Source organism: Micromonospora endophytica (assembly GCF_003236305.1).
In the GTDB taxonomy this organism is placed as follows: Bacteria; Actinomycetota; Actinomycetes; order Mycobacteriales; family Micromonosporaceae; genus Micromonospora; species Micromonospora endophytica.
On sequence record NZ_POTX01000142.1, the window covers coordinates 1 to 15600 of the forward strand.

Genomic DNA, 15600 nt, shown 5'->3' on the forward strand with positions numbered 1-15600 from the left:
GGCGAATTCGTCGAGCTGGGTACGGGACAGCCGCCAGCGCTGGGCGATCAACTCCGCGCCCACGCCCTGGTTGAACGGCAACGCGGAGTCTTCCGCGACGCCCTCCACCCCTCGGTAGCGGTCCAGGTTGCGGTCGGCCACCAGGTGCCGGCGGAGGGTACGGATGACGCTCGCCTCGCCGGCCAGCCAGGCGTAGAGAGGTGCCGTCGGTTGCGCCTCAGGCACCTCCCAGAGGATCTCGCGATCCACGTCCACGTCGTCGAGCAGCTGGCCGGTCGGCGCGCCGGCGGCTGCCGCCCCCGCGAGGGCCGGCACCATACCGGCGGCGGAGGCACCCGCCAGGGCCGGCGCTGCGCTGGCGAGCAGCTCGCCTGCTGCGGCGGCCACCGCCGCGACCAGTCGGGCGCCGTACGGGTCGGCGCCCCGGGGCAGCCAGGTCACTCGCACTCCGGGCGGCGCGACGAGGGGCAGCACGTCGGCCGCCTCGGGCACCTCCAGCAGCACGCGGCCCTGGGCGTCGAACGGTAGCCGGGCGCAGATGTTGCTGATCGCCGGCACGGCTGTCTCGTCGCCGGCCAGCAGCAGGCACCCGGTCGACGGGGGACGGAACTCGACGCCGCCGTGGTCACCGTCGTACGCCGAGTCGGGCCCGAGGATGGCGATCTCGTCGCCGGGGCGGACCCGCCGCGCCCACCGGGTGGCCGGCCCGCCGTCACCGTGCAGCACCAGGTCGACGTCCACCTCGTTGAGCTGTGGCCGGACTGCGCGGGCGGTGTAGGTGCGGATCGGGTTGCGCTGCTGCTCCGGCAGTGCCCGCCAGCGTGCGTACCAGTCCGGGCCCTGGGGCAGGTGCACCAGGCGTTGGCCGGGCAACGGCAGCGCCAACTTGATCCGCTGGTCGTAGCCGTTGTCGGCGAAGCGGTCCAGGTCCGGGCCGGTGAAGGTGACCCGGACGAACGATGGACTGAGCCGGCGTACCGCGCGGACCTCGACGGTGAACAGCCGCCAGGGCGCGACGGGCAGGGTGCTGGTCATGGTGCCTCTCTGGTGGACGCGCTACCGGGGGGACGGGGCGGCGGCGCGGGAACGCCACAGCAGCCAGACGAAGTACGGGGTGCCGATCAGCGCGGTGACCAGGCCGGCGGGGACCTGTGCCGGGGCGATGACGGTGCGGCCGAGGGTGTCGGCGAGGCTGACCAGGGCCGCGCCGAGCAGCGCGGCGACCGGTAGCACCCGGCTGTGTCTCCCGCCGACCAGGGCGCGGGCGGCGTGTGGGGCGACCAGGCCGACGAAGCCGATCACACCGACGGCCGAGACTGCGGTCGAGGTGAGCAGCGCCGCCGCGCCGAGGGCGATCAGCCGGGTCCGTTCCAGCCGGACGCCGAGCACCCGGGGGGTGTCGTCGTCCAGCGCCATCAGGTCCAGCTCGCGGCGGGCGGCGACCACCGCCGGGGTGAGCACCAGCAGCGCGATCGCCACCGGCAGCACCTGCGTGGCGGTGCGCCCGTAGGTGGAGCCGGAGAGCCAGGTGAGCGCCTTGCCGGTGTTCCACGGGTCGAAGGCCACGATCATGAAGGTGATCATCGCCATGCCGCCCTGCCAGGCACCGAACCCGATCAGGACCAACCGGTCGGAGCTGAGCCCACCGCGCCACGCCGCGCCGTAGACCAGGGCGAAGGCAAGCATGGCGCCCAGCCCGGCCACCCCGGAGACGGCCCACACCCCGGCCAGCGGCACGAAAGTGAGCAGCGAGACCGCGCCCAGGCCGGCACCGGCGGTGATGCCGAGGATGCCGGGTTCGGCCAGTGGGTTGCGGCAGACCGCCTGCACGGTGGTGCCGGCCACGGCCAGAGCCGCGCCGGCCAGCATCGCCGCAGCGACCCGGGGCCAGCGCTGGTCCAGCACGAAGGTGTACGCCGGCCCGGTGTTGCCGTTGATCCAGTTGACGATGTCGCCGAACAGCACCCAGGTGTCCCCGAACAGCATGCCGAACAGCACTGCCGCACCGGTCACGGTGGCCGCCACCACGACCACCGTGCGGTGGAAGGCGGCGGAGCGTACGGCCGCGTGACCGCCCGGCGGGCGACGGGTCGGGCCAGCGTCGCGGTGCCGACGGGCCAGCCAGATCAGCACGGCCGCGCCGAGCAGGGTGGTCACCACGCCGGTGGGGATGTCGACACCGGCCTGACCGCCCATGACCGCCCGCAGCAGCACGTCGGAACCGAGCACGATGATCACTCCGGCGATGCCGGAGAGCGGCAGCAGCACCCGGTGCCGGTGCACGCCGGGCACCACCGAGCCGAGCAGCCGGACGATCACCGGCGCGCAGAGGCCGACGAAGCCGACCGGCCCGGTGAGGGTCACCGCCGAGGCGGAGAGCAGCACGGCCAGCACCGTGACGATCAGCCGGGTACGGCGTACGTCGAGACCGAGCACGGTGGCGGTGTCGTCGCCGAGGGCGAGGATGTCGAGGCGGTGCCCGAGCAGCATCAGCGCCACCACGGCGATGCCGAGCACCGGGGCGAGCTGGGTGAGCGCGTTCAGGTCGCTCTGTACCAGCGAGCCGTTGCCCCAGGCGAACAGGCCGATGGTGGCCTGCTCGAAGAGCAGGAGCAGCAGCATGGTCACCGAGCTGAGCGCCATGGCGGTGGCCGAACCGGCGAGGATGAGCCGGGTGGTGCCGGCCTGCCCACCGGCGGACATCGCCATCACCAGGCCGGCCGCGGCGAGCCCGCCGCAGAAGGCGAGGCCGCCGGCGGGCAGCGCGGGCAGCGCGATGCCGAACGCGGCGACCGAGACGATGGCCAGGTGCGCGCCCGCGTTGACGGCGAGGGTGTCCGGCGAGGCCAGCGGGTTGCGGGCGATCGACTGGAGGGCCGCGCCGGCGAAACCGAGGGCGACGCCGATGGCCAGCCCGGCGAGCAGCCGGGGCACCCGGGAGGCGACCAGGACCCGGACCGTCTCGTCGTCGCCACCGGTGAGTAGCCGCAGCAGGTCGAGCGCGCCGACGGCGGAGGTGCCCTGGGTGAGGTGGACACCGGCGACCACCAGCAGCAGCGCGATGGCGGCGACGAAGGCCCCGACGACGCGAGGGGCGCAGACTCGCCCGGCCGGAGCCGGCTGGTGGGCCGGCTCCGTACGCGGGGGTGCGGGCAGCGTGGTCACACCGCGTAGGTGTTGACGAGCTGGTCGATGTACTGCTTGCCGGAGAGCGGCCCACCGAAGGTCCAGATGCCGTCCGGCATCCGGTGCAGGTTGCCCTGCTGGACGAAGGGCAGCGACTTCCAGATGGCGTTGTCGGCCAGACCGTCGGCGAAGACGTCGGTGCCGTCCGAGGCGTTGTAGAAGAAGTGCAGGTCCGGGCTCTTGAGCACGGTCAGGCCCTCGACGTCGGTCTGGCCCAGGCCCCACGCCTCGTCGACCTCGCCCTGCCAGGCGTTGGTGAGGCCGAGCTGGATGCCGATCTGGGAGACGAGCGCGCCCTGACCGAACATCCGAATGCTGACCGTGCTGCCTTCCTTCCAGCCGTCGGCGATGGCGAACGGCTTACCGGCGGCACCGGCGTCGGCGATCTTCTGCTTGCCCTCGGCGAGCGCGGTGTCGAAGTCGGCGAGCAGCTTCTCCGCCTCGGCGGTCTTGCCGACCGCAGCAGCGATCATGTGCACGTCGGCGCGCATCCGGCCGATGTTGTCCGTGGCGTCGCTGCTCTTGGTGACGACGACCGGGACGTACCTCTCCAGCTGTGCGATCGTGCCGGCGCCGCGGTCGTCGGTCATCACCACGAGGTCCGGCTCCAGCGCGACGATCGAGTCGACGCTCGGCTCGCCCCGGGTGCCGACGTCCTTGACGTCCGCGTCGAGCTTGGCGGCGGTGACCCAGGTGGCGTAGCCCTTGGGGTCGGCGACACCGACCGGCATGACACCGAGGCTGACGAGCATCTCGACCTCGCCCCACTCCAGGCCGACGACCTTGGTGGCGGGCTTGTCGAGCTTGATCTCCTTGCCCCGACTGTCGGTCACGGTGACCGGCCCGCCTGCGGCGGAAGGGGTGGAGGCGGGTTCGGAGGTGTTCTCGGTGGTGCCGCAGGCGGCCAGCACCAGAGCGGTGGCGGTGGCGACCAGGGCCATGACACGGGTACGGGACATGATGTTCTTTCTCGGGATGGGTTGTCCGGGCCGGTCCGGGATCAGACCGGGATGCGGGTGAGGTGGCGGCCCACCGGGCGGGTGGTGACCAGACCACTGAGCGGGTCGACGGTGACCTCGATCCGGATGCCGTAGGTCTCGGTCAGGTCCGGCTCGGTGAAGACCTCGGCCGGGGTGCCGGTGGCGCGGACCCGGCCGCCGTGCAGCAGGACGACCTCGTCGGCCACGGCGGCGGCCTGGTTGAGGTCGTGCAGCACGACGCCGACCGCGACGCCGTGGTCGTCGGCGAGGTCACGCATCAGGTCGAGGATCTCGACCTGGTAGCGCAGGTCGAGGAAGGTGGTCGGTTCGTCGAGCAGCAGCACGGGGGTGTCCTGGGCCAGGCAGGTGGCCAGCCAGACCCGCTGCAACTCACCACCGGAGAGTTCGTCGACGGGCCGGTCGGCCATCGGGGCGACCCCGGTGACGTCCATGGCGCGGGCCACGGCGGCGGGCCCGTCGGGGTCCTCGGTGCGCCAGCGTCCCCGGTAGGGGTGGCGGCCGTAGCCGACCACGTCGCGGACGGTGACGCCGTTGGGGACCGGTCGACTCTGCGCGAGCAGCGTCACCCGGCGGGCGAACTCCTTGGCCGGCAGGCCCGCCGCAGCGGTGCCGTCGGCGAAGTGCACCGTGCCGTCGCTGATCGGGTGCAGTCGGGCGATCGCCCGCAGCAGCGTGGACTTGCCGCTGCCATTGGGCCCGACGAGCGCGGTCACCGCGCCGGGACGCAGGGTGATCGTCGCACCGTGGACCACAGGCGTGCCGTGGTAGCCCAGGTGGAGATCGACCCCACGTAGACTCTGCTCGGCGCCGTCCGACGCCGCTCCGCTGATCATGCGGTTAGGTTAACCTAACCTAACTTGATGTCAAGGCGCGGGTCCGGCTGCTCTCCGGCATCCCGACACGCCCATCGCCGCAGGTCAATGCGGTTCGACGGGTAACTCCCGCTCCGGCTCGACCGTCCACACCGGACGCGCGACTGCGCGCCCGGCCGTGACGTCCGCCGACCAGCCGTCACGGCGGCAGGAAACGGTACCGGGGTGGGAGGACAGACCGGCGCGAGCAGCGGTAGCGTTGCCCGTCATCGCCGCCGGGCCGCCCGGTGTGGCGACTCGCGAGCGTACGGAGGATGAGGGATGTCCATCGGCGAGGAGCCGTTCGCAGCCCGCGACGACCTGGCCTTACGGCCGAATTTCGAGGTCACCCTGCGCGGGTACGAGAAACGGCAGGTCGAGCGCTACGTCGAGCAGGTGGAGAGCCGCCTCGCCGCGGTGTCGACGGAACGGGACCGGGCCGCCGGGCACATACGGGAGCTAACCGGCAAGGTCCAGACGTTGCAGGCCGAGGTGACCGAGCTGCGCCAGCGGCCCGCGCAGCTGGACAAGGCGGCCTTCCAGGACGTGGGCCCGATGGTCGGCCAGATCCTGGACCTCGCCGAGAAGCAGGCCGCCAACATCATCGAGACCCACACCCAGCGGGCCACCAAACTTCAGGCGGAGGCGGAGAAGGTCCTCGCCAACGCGCGGGAGCGGACCGTCAAGGCGCTCGCCGACCTGGAGGAGGAACTGGCCGCCCGGCGGGCCGAGCACGAGAAGACGTACGAGGAGCTGCGGGCGACGGCCGACGCCGAGCTGGTGCAGTCCCGCGAGCGCGCCGATCAGCTGCGCGCCGAGGGCGAGGCCGCCCACGAACGCGCCCAGCAGGAGGCGCACCGGATCAACGAGCAGTGCCGCCAGCAGGTCGAGCAGGCCCGGTCGGCCGCCGAGGCGCTGACCAGTTCGGCGCGTACCCAGATCGCCCAGGAGATCCAGGCGGCCCGGTCGAAGAACCAGCAGGAGATGGTCCAGTGGCGGTCGACCGTCGAGGAGGAACTCGCCGAGCGGCGGGCCGCCGCCGAGGAGGATCTGGCCGAACAACGCGCCGCCACCGAGCGCGAGTTGGCCGCCCAGCGCTCCGCCGCGGAGCAACGGGTCAGCTCGATGATCGCCGACGCCCAGCAGTACTCCGCGGAGATCCGTAAGCGTGCCGACGAGCAGGCCGCCGAGGTACGCAAGCACAGCGACGAGCAGGCCGCCGCCGCCGAGGAGCAGCTGCACGCCGTACAGCTTGCGGTCGGCGAGCAGCAGGATGTGCTGGCGCAGGTGCAGGACCAGTTGGAGACCGCCCGGCAGCAACTCGACGAGTCGCGGCGCGGCAAGGACGACACCGATGCCGAGCTGACGCGGCTGCGGCAGCAGCTGTCGGAGACCATCCGGGAACTCGAGGCCGAGACCCGACGGCTGGACGAGGTGCGCCGGGCCGCCGACGCGGCCGAGCGGCACGCCAAGGAGACCCGGGCCCGGGTGCAGCGGGAGGCCAAGCGCGTCGCCGACCTGGCTGCCGCCGCCGTCATGGCCGCCGCGGCCGGCGGCAGCGAGACCGCGGAGTATCCGGTGGTGGCCGCCCGCGGCGGCGACCGTCCGGCGGCCCACGCCGCTGCCGAGACGAGGCCGCCGGCGGGCGGCGCCGCGCCGCTCTCGACCGACGACGACGCGTCGCTCTCGACAGGTGGCGACGCGGTCTCCTCGGCGGACCGGGACGCGGCGTTCTCGACGGGCGAGTCGCCGGCCACCGGCGGCGGGACGATGCTGTCGGTCGGTGGTGCGGCGACGTCGTCGGCGGGCGGTGCGGATCGGCGCGACGACGGCGACTCAGCCATGGATCACGAGGACCGGCGCGACGACCGCGGACCAGCCACGAATCACGAGGACCGGCGCGACGACGGTGACCCGCCCACGGCCACCGGTGGCGAGGACCGGAGCGACGACGGTGATCCCGACCGCTTGGTGCCGGCCGCTGACCAGCGCCCGACCGAGGGCGGTGGGGAGCGGCACGGCGGCACTGATGAGCGGTTCGGTCACCCGCTGGACGGATCCGCCGCGCCTCCGTCACCGGATCCGGTGGCCCGGGCGGCGGCGGCCGTGGCCGCGGGTAGGCCGGGCGGCATCGACTGGTTTGCCGGTCCTGCGGCTGGCGAGACCAGCCCGACCCACTGATTCCACTCGCCGACCCGGGAGCGGAAGCGCCGTCGCGAGCGCTTCCGCTCTGGCCAGGTCAGAACGGTCGGCGGGGAAGCCAGCCCAGGAAGCGGTTGCGGGCCTTGGCCAGCGGCAGGCCGGGCAGGTCACGCGCGGCGGCGAGCAGACACGAGCCCAGGTAGACCGCGAGCGCCTCCCGGGCCCCGCCGAACTCGGCAAGCAACTGGCTCTGCTTGACCGCGCACGGCCATTCCTGACCGCATCCGGTGCAGGTCCAGGCCGGCAGCGAGGGCAGGTGGTCCGGCGGTTTCGCCGAGCGGTAACGGATGCTCGCGCTGTTGCGCTGACCGGGATGCGTACGGGCACGGACCGGATCGCCGGCCCCTGGTTCGCGGGAGTCGAACAGCTCCCGGCGGGCGAGGCCGAGCGCGCCGCCCACCCGTACCAACGCGTCCGGCCCTGGTCGATACTCGACCAGGGCACCCAGTAGATGGTGTCCCAGCAGGTCGAAGGCGTCGGGTCCGAGACCCGACGCCCGGCACACGGCGATGAGCCGGGACGGTGCCGCCAGCCGCTGCGTCACCAGGGCGACGCGCAGCACATCCCGGATGCCGCCACCGAGGGCGGCCCTCCGGGTCCCCAGGACGCCGGTCAGGAGTGTCTCTCCGGCGATCCGCCGAAGCGCTTCAGCCGACGCCAACCGGACGATGTCAGTCGGATTCTTGATCTCCAACGCTCCACCCCTATTCATCCGCGCGGTCGAATCGCACCTCTCACTCGACACTCAAAGCATGATCATGGCTACGTTCGGTCAACGGCTAGCCCGCCGTACGCACGGGAACCGGTGGTCCTAGCCCGAAAACGAAACCTCAGGCCGGTCGGCAACGAGCGACATTCCGCCCAGAGATTCGCATATGCCGTGGCGCATCGACGGGAATCCCTCCAATGTGGATTAGCATTGGCGGGAATCTGAGGCGACATCGCCTGGCCGAGGCCAACCCGCCGGTGGTCGTCCGGGGCGCAGAGCCGTACGGCACCGACTTCATGATCCGCGCGGCGGAGGGCTACCGGCTGCGCCACCACCGGGTCCACGCCGGGACGTTCTGGTTGGAGACGGTGGCCGCCGCGCCGGGCCTGCCCTTCTCCGCACGCTGGCCGCCCGGCAAGATCGCCGGGTGTCTGCTCGACCTCTCCGTGTTGCACAAGGTCACCGGCGGCGCACCTGACGACCGGGCGGGCGCGACCAGGTTCACCGGGCTGACCCCGATCTCGCCGGGTCTGGCCCGGCTCTGGCGACACACCACGGGCTACCTCAACCACGTCGTCCTGGGCAACCCGTCGGCGCACCGGCAACCGTTGGTGCTCGCCAACGCCGCGCGGATGCTGGCCGCCGCCGCCCTCGCGGTCTTCCCCAACACGACGGCCGGCTGGCCGACCGCGACGCAGCGGCGCGATGCGACGACCGCGACGCTGCGCCGGGCAACGGCGTTCATCGAGGAGCACGCGGACCGGGACATCGGGGCGGCCGACATCGCCGCCGCGGCCCAGGTGTCGCTGCGGGCCCTGCAACTGGCGTTCCGCCGCCACCTGGACACCACGCCAATGGCCCACCTGCGCCGGGTCCGGCTGGATCGCGCCCACCACGAGCTGCTTCAGGCCGATCCGCGACAGGAGACGGTCTCCGCCATCGCCTCGCGGTGGGGGTTCCTCAGCCACAGCCGCTTCACCGCGCGCTACCACGCCATCTACGGGATCCCGCCCAGCCGGACCCTGCACGCCTGACCGAGCGCCGCCGGCGGCTCGCCGCCCGCACTACATCGCGAAACATCGATTGACAAAGTTGTTGATCCCAACTTATGGTGCGAGCCGGCCGGACGTATCCGGTGGTCCCGGCGACGCCCGGCCAGCCACCCGTCGACACACCACCACGCGAGGAGCGCCATGGCCGGGCTGAGCGGCACACTACGACGGACACGATGGCGATTCGGCCTGATCACCAGCGGCATCGCGGTGCTGCTGGCCGGTGTCGGACTGATCAACGCGGGCGCCGCCCAGGCAGCCGCCGGTTGCCGGGTGGTGTACTCCGCACCCAGCCAGTGGCAGGGCGGATTCACCGCCAACGTCGACCTGACAAACCTCGGTGACGCGCTCAACGGCTGGCGGCTGACCTGGACCTTCCCCTCCGGCCAACGGGTGACCCAGGCGTGGAACGCGACGGTCGCCCAGTCCGGGAACGACGTCACCGCCAGCAACCTCAGCTACAACGCCGCCCTCGGCACCAACCAGTCGGTGTCGTTCGGCTTCAACGGATCGTGGACCGGCGCCAACACCGCGCCGACGTCGTTCGCGCTCAACGGCGTCACCTGCACCGGCAGCGTGGGTCCCAGCACGCCGCCGACCAGCACCCCACCGCCGACCACCCCGGTGCCCACCACGCCGCCACCGACGACGCCGCCACCGGCGGGCGACCCGATGGCCTACGTCGCCTCCATGCAGCCCGGCTGGAACCTCGGCAACACCTTCGACGCCGTCGGTGACGACGAGACCGCCTGGGGCAACCCGCGGGTCACCCAGGCCCAACTGGACGCCGTCCGGGCGCAGGGCTTCAACAGCATCCGGATCCCGGTCACCTGGACCAACCACCACGGGCCGGCGCCCTCGTACACCATCGACGCCGCCTGGTTGAACCGGGTCAAGGAGGTCGTCGGCTGGGCCCTCGAGGACGGCTTCTACGTGATGATCAACCTGCACCACGACTCGTGGCAGTGGATCAACACGATGCCTACCGACCGGACCAACGTCCTCAACCGCTACAACGCGCTCTGGACCCAGATCGCCGCGGCATTCCGGGACGCCTCGCCGAGGCTGCACTTCGAGAGCGTCAACGAGCCGCAGTTCGCCAACAGCTCCGGCGACGCGCAGAACGCCCAACTGCTGCACGAACTGAACGTCAACTTCCACCGGATCGTCCGCGCCTCCGGCGGCAACAACGCCACCCGGATGCTGGTGCTGCCGACCCTGCACACCTCCTCCGAGCAGGCCCGGATCAACGAGCTGACCACGACGATCAACCAGCTCAACGACCGCAACCTGATCGCCACCGTGCACTTCTACGGCTACTGGCCGTTCAGCGTCAACGTCGCCGGCGGCACCCGCTTCGACGCCACCACGCAGCAGGATCTGACCGACGCGTTCGACCGGGTCCACAACGCCTTCGTCACCCGGGGCATCCCGGTCGTCATCGGCGAGTACGGGCTGCTCGGCTTCGACCGGCACACCGGCACCATCCAGCAGGGCGAGAAGCTGAAGTTCTTCGAGTTCCTCGGCTACTACGCCAAGGCTCGGAAGCTGACCACCCAGCTCTGGGACAACGGCCAGCACTTCAACCGGACCACCTTCCAGTGGAAGGACGCGGAGCTGTTCGCCCAGATCAAGTCGAGCTGGACGACCCGTTCCGGCACCGCGTCCTCCGACCAGGTGTACGTGCCGCGTACCGGCTCGATCACCGCCAAGGCGCTCACCCTGAACCTCAACGGCACCACCTTCCAGGGGTTGCGTCAGGGCACCACCAACCTGACCCAGGGCACCGACTACACGGTCTCCGGCAACCAGCTCACGCTCACCGCGAGCGCGCTGACCCGGCTGGTCGGCAACCGGGCGTACGGCGTGAACGCCACCCTGCAGGCACGGTTCTCGACGGGCGTGCCGTGGCGGATCGACGTGATCAGCTACGACCCGCCGGTGCTGTCGAACGCGACCGGTTCGACCGCCTCCTTCGCCATCCCCACCCAGTTCCGCGGCGACCAGCTCGCCACCATGGAGGCGAAGTACGCCGACGGCAGCAACGCCGGCCCGCACGACTGGACGCCGTTCAAGGAGTTCGACGTCGCCTTCGCCCCCGACTACCCCGGTAACCGGATCACCCTGACCGACACTTTCTTCGGTGCGGTCCGCGACAACGCTCCGGTCACCCTCACCTTCCACTTCTGGAGTGGTGCCCAGCTGACGTACCGGGTCACCAAGTCCGGCGGCAACGTCACAGGCGTCACCGGCTGATCCCGCCCGCCACCGGCCACCTCCGGGTGGCCGGTGGCACCGGCCGGTCATCATGGATTCATGATCCGATTCGTGCTGAACGTGCTGTGGCTCATCTTCGGCGGCGGACTCGTGCTGGCTATCGGCTACGGCATCGCCGCGCTTATCTGCTTCGTGCTCGTGGTGACCATCCCGTTCGGGATCGCGTCGCTGCGACTGGCCGTCTACTCACTCTGGCCCTTCGGCCGCACCCTGGTGCCCAAGCCCGGCGTCGGTATCGCCTCGGGCATCGCCAACGTCATCTGGGTCGTGCTGGCCGGCTGGTGGCTGGCCCTGTCCCACATCGTCGCCGGCGTCAGCCTCTGCCTCACCATCATCGGCATCCCGTTCGGCGTGGCCAACTTCAAGCTGGTCCCGGCGGCGATCTGGCCACTCGGTCAGGAGGTCGTCGACGCGCCATAGGCCCCAACCGGGTGGACTGAGGCCCGCCGGGATGGGTATCCGCGTCCGATGAGGCTCGGCCTGAACCGTGGTCGGCGGCGGGATCTGCTGCGCGGCGGCGTCCTGCTCAGCTTCGGCGCCGGGCTCGGCGTGGTCGGCTTCGCCGAGGCGGCGGACGTCGCCGACCGGAAGCTGCCGCTGCGTGGTGGTCCGGCCAGCGGCCTCGCCACCGGCGGCGCCAGCCAACTCGGCACCGGACGCGTGGAGGTGAACTGGTTCGGCCGGACCGAGCGCAAGCTCGTCGCGCTCACCTTCGACGACGGGCCACGCCCGAACTGGACCCCGCAGGTGCTCGACATCCTGCGCCAGCACGAGGTGCCGGCCACCTTCTTCATGGTCGGCGAGCGGGCCCGACAACACGCCGACCTGGTGCGTGACCGGCTCGCCGGCCACGAGGTGGGCAACCACAGCTGGGACCACCACGACCTGGCCCGGATGGCATTCGACGAGGCGTACCAGGATCTGGAACGGACCCATCAGGAGTTGGTGGCGGTCACCGGTCAGCATCCCCGGCTGCTCCGCCCCCCGTACGGTCACCTGGCGGGCAGCACCGTGGCGGCGGCCGCCCGGCTGGGCTACCAGGTGGTGCTCTGGTCACAGCAGATGCGCGAGGCGGAGTTCCCGGGCGACCCGGCCGGACACGCCCGGCGGATCAGCGCCGAAGTGCAGCCCGGCACCATCCTGCTCGCCCACGACGTGGGCGACCGCCGGCGGCTGGTCGCCATCCGCGGCCTCCCGGAACTCATCGACCGGCTGCGCGGGCGCGGCTACCAGTTCGTCACGGTCTCCGCGCTGCTGGCCGTCCGGCAGCCCTAAACCAGTTGGCGGTGCGCCAGCCAGCGCAGGGCGAGGTAGCCGAACGGGGCGGGTGCCCAGAACGTCGCGAGCCGGTAGACCAGCACCCCGGCCACCGCCGTGTCGACAGGCACGCCGTAGAGCAGCAGCCCGGACACCAGCGCCGCCTCGGTCGCGCCCAACCCGCCGGGGGTGGGCGCGGCGGAGGCGACCCCCTCGCCCACCACGGACACCAGGATCACCGGCGGCAGCAGCGCCAGGCTGATCGGCTCACCGACCGCGAGCAGCCCGAGATAGAGACTGAGACCGTACGCCAGGGTCAACGCCAGCGCCGCGGCGACCAGCCGGGGCAGCCGGTGGTGGCGGGGCAGCCCGCGCAGGGCGTCGCGGCTCTGCCGGACCGCCGCCCGGCCCCGGTGCCGCAACCGGGGTACGGCGAGCAGTGCGGCGGCGACCAGCAGCACCGCCAGGACCCCGAGCAGCAGCGGCAACGCCTTGCTGGTGGCGGCGTGTTCGAGGGTACGGACCGGTTGGCGCGCGAAGGGCAGCAGCACCGGCAGCAGCAGCGCCACCGACACCACCCCGGCGGTACGGGAGACCGCCACCGTGGTCGCCGCCTCGGCGGTGCCGAATCCCTTCTGGTGCAGGTACCGCACGCTCAACGCGGCACCCCCGACGCTGCCGGGGGCCAGCCGGTTGGCGAAGGAGGCAGCCACCTGCACGACGGTGATCTCTCCGAGCGGCACCCGGTTGGCGGCGGCCAACCGCAGCACGATGGCGCTGAGCAGGTAGGTGGCGACCGAACCGAGCAGGGTCGCCACCAGGGCCACGGGGTGGGCCTGCCGCATCAGGTGAAACGCGGTGCGTACCTCACCGACCTGCGGTAGCAGGACGTACACCAGCAGCCCGAGGCCGACCAGCAGCAGGACGCCGCGCGGTGTGATCCGGGCGACCCGCGCCAGCCGCCGTTCCCGCTCGGGGCAGCGGCGCAGGATCTCGCCACGCAACTCGTCCAACAGCGCGGGGGTCCGGCGCAGCGCGTCACGGCCGGCTCGGGAGAGCACCGGCCGTTGCAGGTACGGCAAACTGTCCGCGACCGGCCCGGCACCCAGCTGCGCCATCGCGACCTCCACCACGGTCGCCGGATCGACCCGGCCGGCGAGGGTGACGAGCAGTTCGACGAGATCCCGCGCCCGCTGGTCGGCGGGAGCGTCGTCCACGCCGAACCCGAGGTCGACCAGATGCACGGTCCGCCCGTCGAGCAGGATGTTCGCCGCGCGCAGGTCCCGGTGCGCGATGCCGGCCCGATGCAGCAGCGCCACCTGACGGCACACCTCGGTCACCGCCGCGACCGGCAACGGACCGACTGTCGAGTCCAGCGGCGTGGCGGCCACGAACTCCTGCACCAGCACCGCGTCGCCGCCGGGCAGGGTGGCGGTCGTGACGACCGGCGGCACCCGGACCCCGGCCCGCTCCGCCAGCAGGGTCAGGTACGTCTCGTGCTCGCTCTGCTGCTTGGCGCTCAGGTACGGCGGCTCGTCGGCCACGTGCCGGAACCGCAGCCGCCGGTAGAGCTTGTACGCCCAGTCCGCGTCCCGTTGCTGTCCTCCGCTGAGTTTGACGAACAACCGCTGACCGTCGGCGGTCCGCGCCCGCCAGGGCCACGAGCCGCGGGCGTCACCGGCCAACGGCACCAGGCGGGTCACCTCGAGTCCCCGGTGCCGCAGCGCCCGACGCAGGCTGCCGGCGGAGCGTTCCGGCCCGACCTCCCCCACCGTCAGCCGGGTCAGGCACACCGCGAACCAGCCGACCAGCAGCCCGCCGACGGAGTCCAGCGGCAGGTGCGCGCCGACGTGCACCCGGGCCACCGCGACCACGACGAGCACGGCCCACATCAGGCGTCGCCAGCGTGGGCCGCCCGCCCGGGCGGCGACCAGCGCCAGGGCGGTGGCGACCGCGACGTGCCCGGACGGGTACCCCAGCGCGCCGGTGATCGTGTCATGCACGGCCACGTCGGCCAGCAGGGCCGCCGGCCGCTGCCGGGCCACCGCTGCCTTGTTGGCGACCGCCAGCCAGTACGCCAGGTTGCCGGCCAACAGCAGGTCCCGCGCCAGCGCGAAGCGCCGCAGCAGGGCGGCCACCGCAGTCGCGACGAACACCGCCGGGTACGAGCCGACCTGCATGATCACGGCCAGCACCGGCGTCGTCCCGGCGGGCAGCCGGTTGATCAGGGTGAACAGGTCCCGCTCCCAGGCCGGGAGCGGACGGTGCCGGACCACCAGACTCGCCACGACCAGCAGTCCGGCCGAGACCGCCAGGTTGACGAGCAACGCCGGCGACGGGCGATGTGTCCGGGCCACCACCAGTCCTCGTCTCCACCGCCCTGTTGCCGGTCGCTCCTGCCGGTACGGCGGTCGTGGGCCTGCTGCCAGGTCGAACCCTATGGCCCGGGCGTTGCGTGCGGTGCTTTCCAGCGGACCGATCACCCGATCCGGCGCGGCTGCGACGGTCACAATCAGGAGATGGAACGGATCCTGGACATGATCGCCGCGCTGCCACCGGTGGTCGTGCTGATCCTGGTGTTCCTCCTGCCCGCACTGGAGTCCTCGACCCTGCTGGGCCTGGTGATCCCCGGAGAGACCGCCGTCCTGGTGGGCGGGGTGGTGGCGCACGGCGGTGGGTTGCCGCTCTGGGCGGTGGTCGTCGCGGCGACCGCCGGCGCATGTCTCGGTGATCAGATCGGCTACCTGCTCGGCCGCCGCTACGGGCCGGCACTGCTGGCCAGGGCGCCTGCCGTGGCCCGCCGCCACCTGGACCTGGACCGGGCCCGCCGGCTGGTCGCCCGCCGGGGCGCGACTGCGGTGCTGACCGGCCGTTGGGTGGCGGTGCTGCGCACCGTCGTGCCGATCATCGCCGGTGCCAGCGGGATGCGGCGGGCCGCGTTCGGCTGGGCGAACCTGGCCGGTGGCCTGCTCTGGGCGCTCGGGGTGGCGCTGCTGGGCTACCTGGGCGCGGCCTCACTGCGCTACCTGGAGCGGGAACTCGGCATCGGCACCCACGTGCTGCTC

12 protein-coding genes are annotated in these 15600 nt (G+C 72.3%); 6 read left to right on the plus strand and 6 right to left on the minus strand.

The window, feature by feature from the left end; translation table 11 throughout:
• The 4 genes from C1I93_RS19500 to C1I93_RS19515 all read right to left on the minus strand — a co-directional run.
• The coding region (locus tag C1I93_RS19500; RefSeq protein WP_111244737.1) for a siderophore-interacting protein at positions 1-1035 on the minus strand (1035 nt) is incomplete at its 3' end.
• A 21-nt stretch (positions 1036-1056) separates the two neighbouring features.
• Entirely contained in the window at positions 1057-3165 is a 2109-nt protein-coding gene (locus tag C1I93_RS19505; RefSeq protein WP_111244738.1) for an iron ABC transporter permease, read from the minus strand.
• Positions 3162-4145, minus strand: coding sequence for an ABC transporter substrate-binding protein (locus C1I93_RS19510; RefSeq protein ID WP_111244739.1), 984 nt, complete (start codon positions 4143-4145; stop codon positions 3162-3164). Before C1I93_RS19510 ends, C1I93_RS19505 begins: the two co-directional genes overlap by 4 nt.
• Positions 4146-4186: 41 nt before the next feature.
• A complete protein-coding gene (locus C1I93_RS19515; protein ID WP_111244740.1) occupies positions 4187-5020 on the minus strand; it encodes an ABC transporter ATP-binding protein in 834 nt (277 codons plus the stop codon).
• Between the two features lie 300 nt (positions 5021-5320).
• Here C1I93_RS19515 and C1I93_RS19520 point away from each other — a divergent pair, with 300 nt between their 5' ends.
• Complete coding sequence (locus C1I93_RS19520) at positions 5321-7219, plus strand: hypothetical protein (protein WP_181445240.1); 1899 nt, start codon at positions 5321-5323, stop codon at positions 7217-7219.
• Between the two features lie 58 nt (positions 7220-7277).
• Here the strand turns inward: C1I93_RS19520 and C1I93_RS32605 are convergent, their stop codons facing one another.
• Positions 7278-7934: a hypothetical protein gene (locus tag C1I93_RS32605; RefSeq protein ID WP_223256423.1), complete on the minus strand. Its 657-nt coding sequence runs from the start codon at positions 7932-7934 to the stop codon at positions 7278-7280.
• A 212-nt stretch (positions 7935-8146) separates the two neighbouring features.
• Here C1I93_RS32605 and C1I93_RS19530 point away from each other — a divergent pair, with 212 nt between their 5' ends.
• The 4 genes from C1I93_RS19530 (at position 8147) to C1I93_RS19545 (ending at position 12553) form a co-directional block, all read left to right on the plus strand.
• Complete coding sequence (locus C1I93_RS19530) at positions 8147-8983, plus strand: helix-turn-helix transcriptional regulator (protein ID WP_111244741.1); 837 nt, start codon at positions 8147-8149, stop codon at positions 8981-8983.
• Between the two features lie 159 nt (positions 8984-9142).
• Complete coding sequence (locus C1I93_RS19535; RefSeq protein ID WP_111244742.1) at positions 9143-11257, plus strand: cellulase family glycosylhydrolase; 2115 nt, start codon at positions 9143-9145, stop codon at positions 11255-11257.
• Positions 11258-11317: 60 nt separating this feature from the next.
• A complete protein-coding gene (locus tag C1I93_RS19540) occupies positions 11318-11698 on the plus strand; it encodes a YccF domain-containing protein (protein WP_111244743.1) in 381 nt (126 codons plus the stop codon).
• A 48-nt stretch (positions 11699-11746) separates the two neighbouring features.
• Positions 11747-12553 (plus strand): polysaccharide deacetylase family protein, encoded by an 807-nt coding sequence (locus tag C1I93_RS19545; protein WP_111244744.1) that lies wholly within the window; start codon positions 11747-11749, stop codon positions 12551-12553.
• Here the strand turns inward: C1I93_RS19545 and C1I93_RS19550 are convergent.
• Positions 12550-14892 carry a flippase-like domain-containing protein gene (locus C1I93_RS19550; protein WP_223256424.1) on the minus strand — a complete coding sequence of 781 codons (2343 nt, stop codon included), beginning with the start codon at positions 14890-14892 and terminating at the stop codon, positions 12550-12552. The two genes, C1I93_RS19545 and C1I93_RS19550, sit on opposite strands and share 4 nt — an antisense overlap.
• Positions 14893-15054: 162 nt before the next feature.
• Between C1I93_RS19550 and C1I93_RS19555 the strand changes: the two genes are divergently transcribed.
• The coding region (locus C1I93_RS19555) for a DedA family protein (RefSeq protein ID WP_111244746.1) at positions 15055-15600 on the plus strand (546 nt) is incomplete at its 3' end.

Excerpts from the sequence above, each read along its gene's own strand:
- C1I93_RS19510 (WP_111244739.1), bottom strand. The coding sequence starts at position 4,145 with ATGTCCCGTACCCGTGTCATGGCCCTGGTCGCCACCGCCACCGCTCTG.
- C1I93_RS19515 (WP_111244740.1), bottom strand. The coding sequence starts at position 5,020 with ATGATCAGCGGAGCGGCGTCGGACGGCGCCGAGCAGAGTCTACGTGGG.
- C1I93_RS19520 (WP_181445240.1), top strand. The coding sequence starts at position 5,321 with ATGTCCATCGGCGAGGAGCCGTTCGCAGCCCGCGACGACCTGGCCTTA.
- C1I93_RS19530 (WP_111244741.1), top strand. The coding sequence starts at position 8,147 with ATGTGGATTAGCATTGGCGGGAATCTGAGGCGACATCGCCTGGCCGAG.
- C1I93_RS19535 (WP_111244742.1), top strand. The coding sequence starts at position 9,143 with ATGGCCGGGCTGAGCGGCACACTACGACGGACACGATGGCGATTCGGC.
- C1I93_RS19540 (WP_111244743.1), top strand. The coding sequence starts at position 11,318 with ATGATCCGATTCGTGCTGAACGTGCTGTGGCTCATCTTCGGCGGCGGA.
- C1I93_RS19545 (WP_111244744.1), top strand. The coding sequence starts at position 11,747 with ATGAGGCTCGGCCTGAACCGTGGTCGGCGGCGGGATCTGCTGCGCGGC.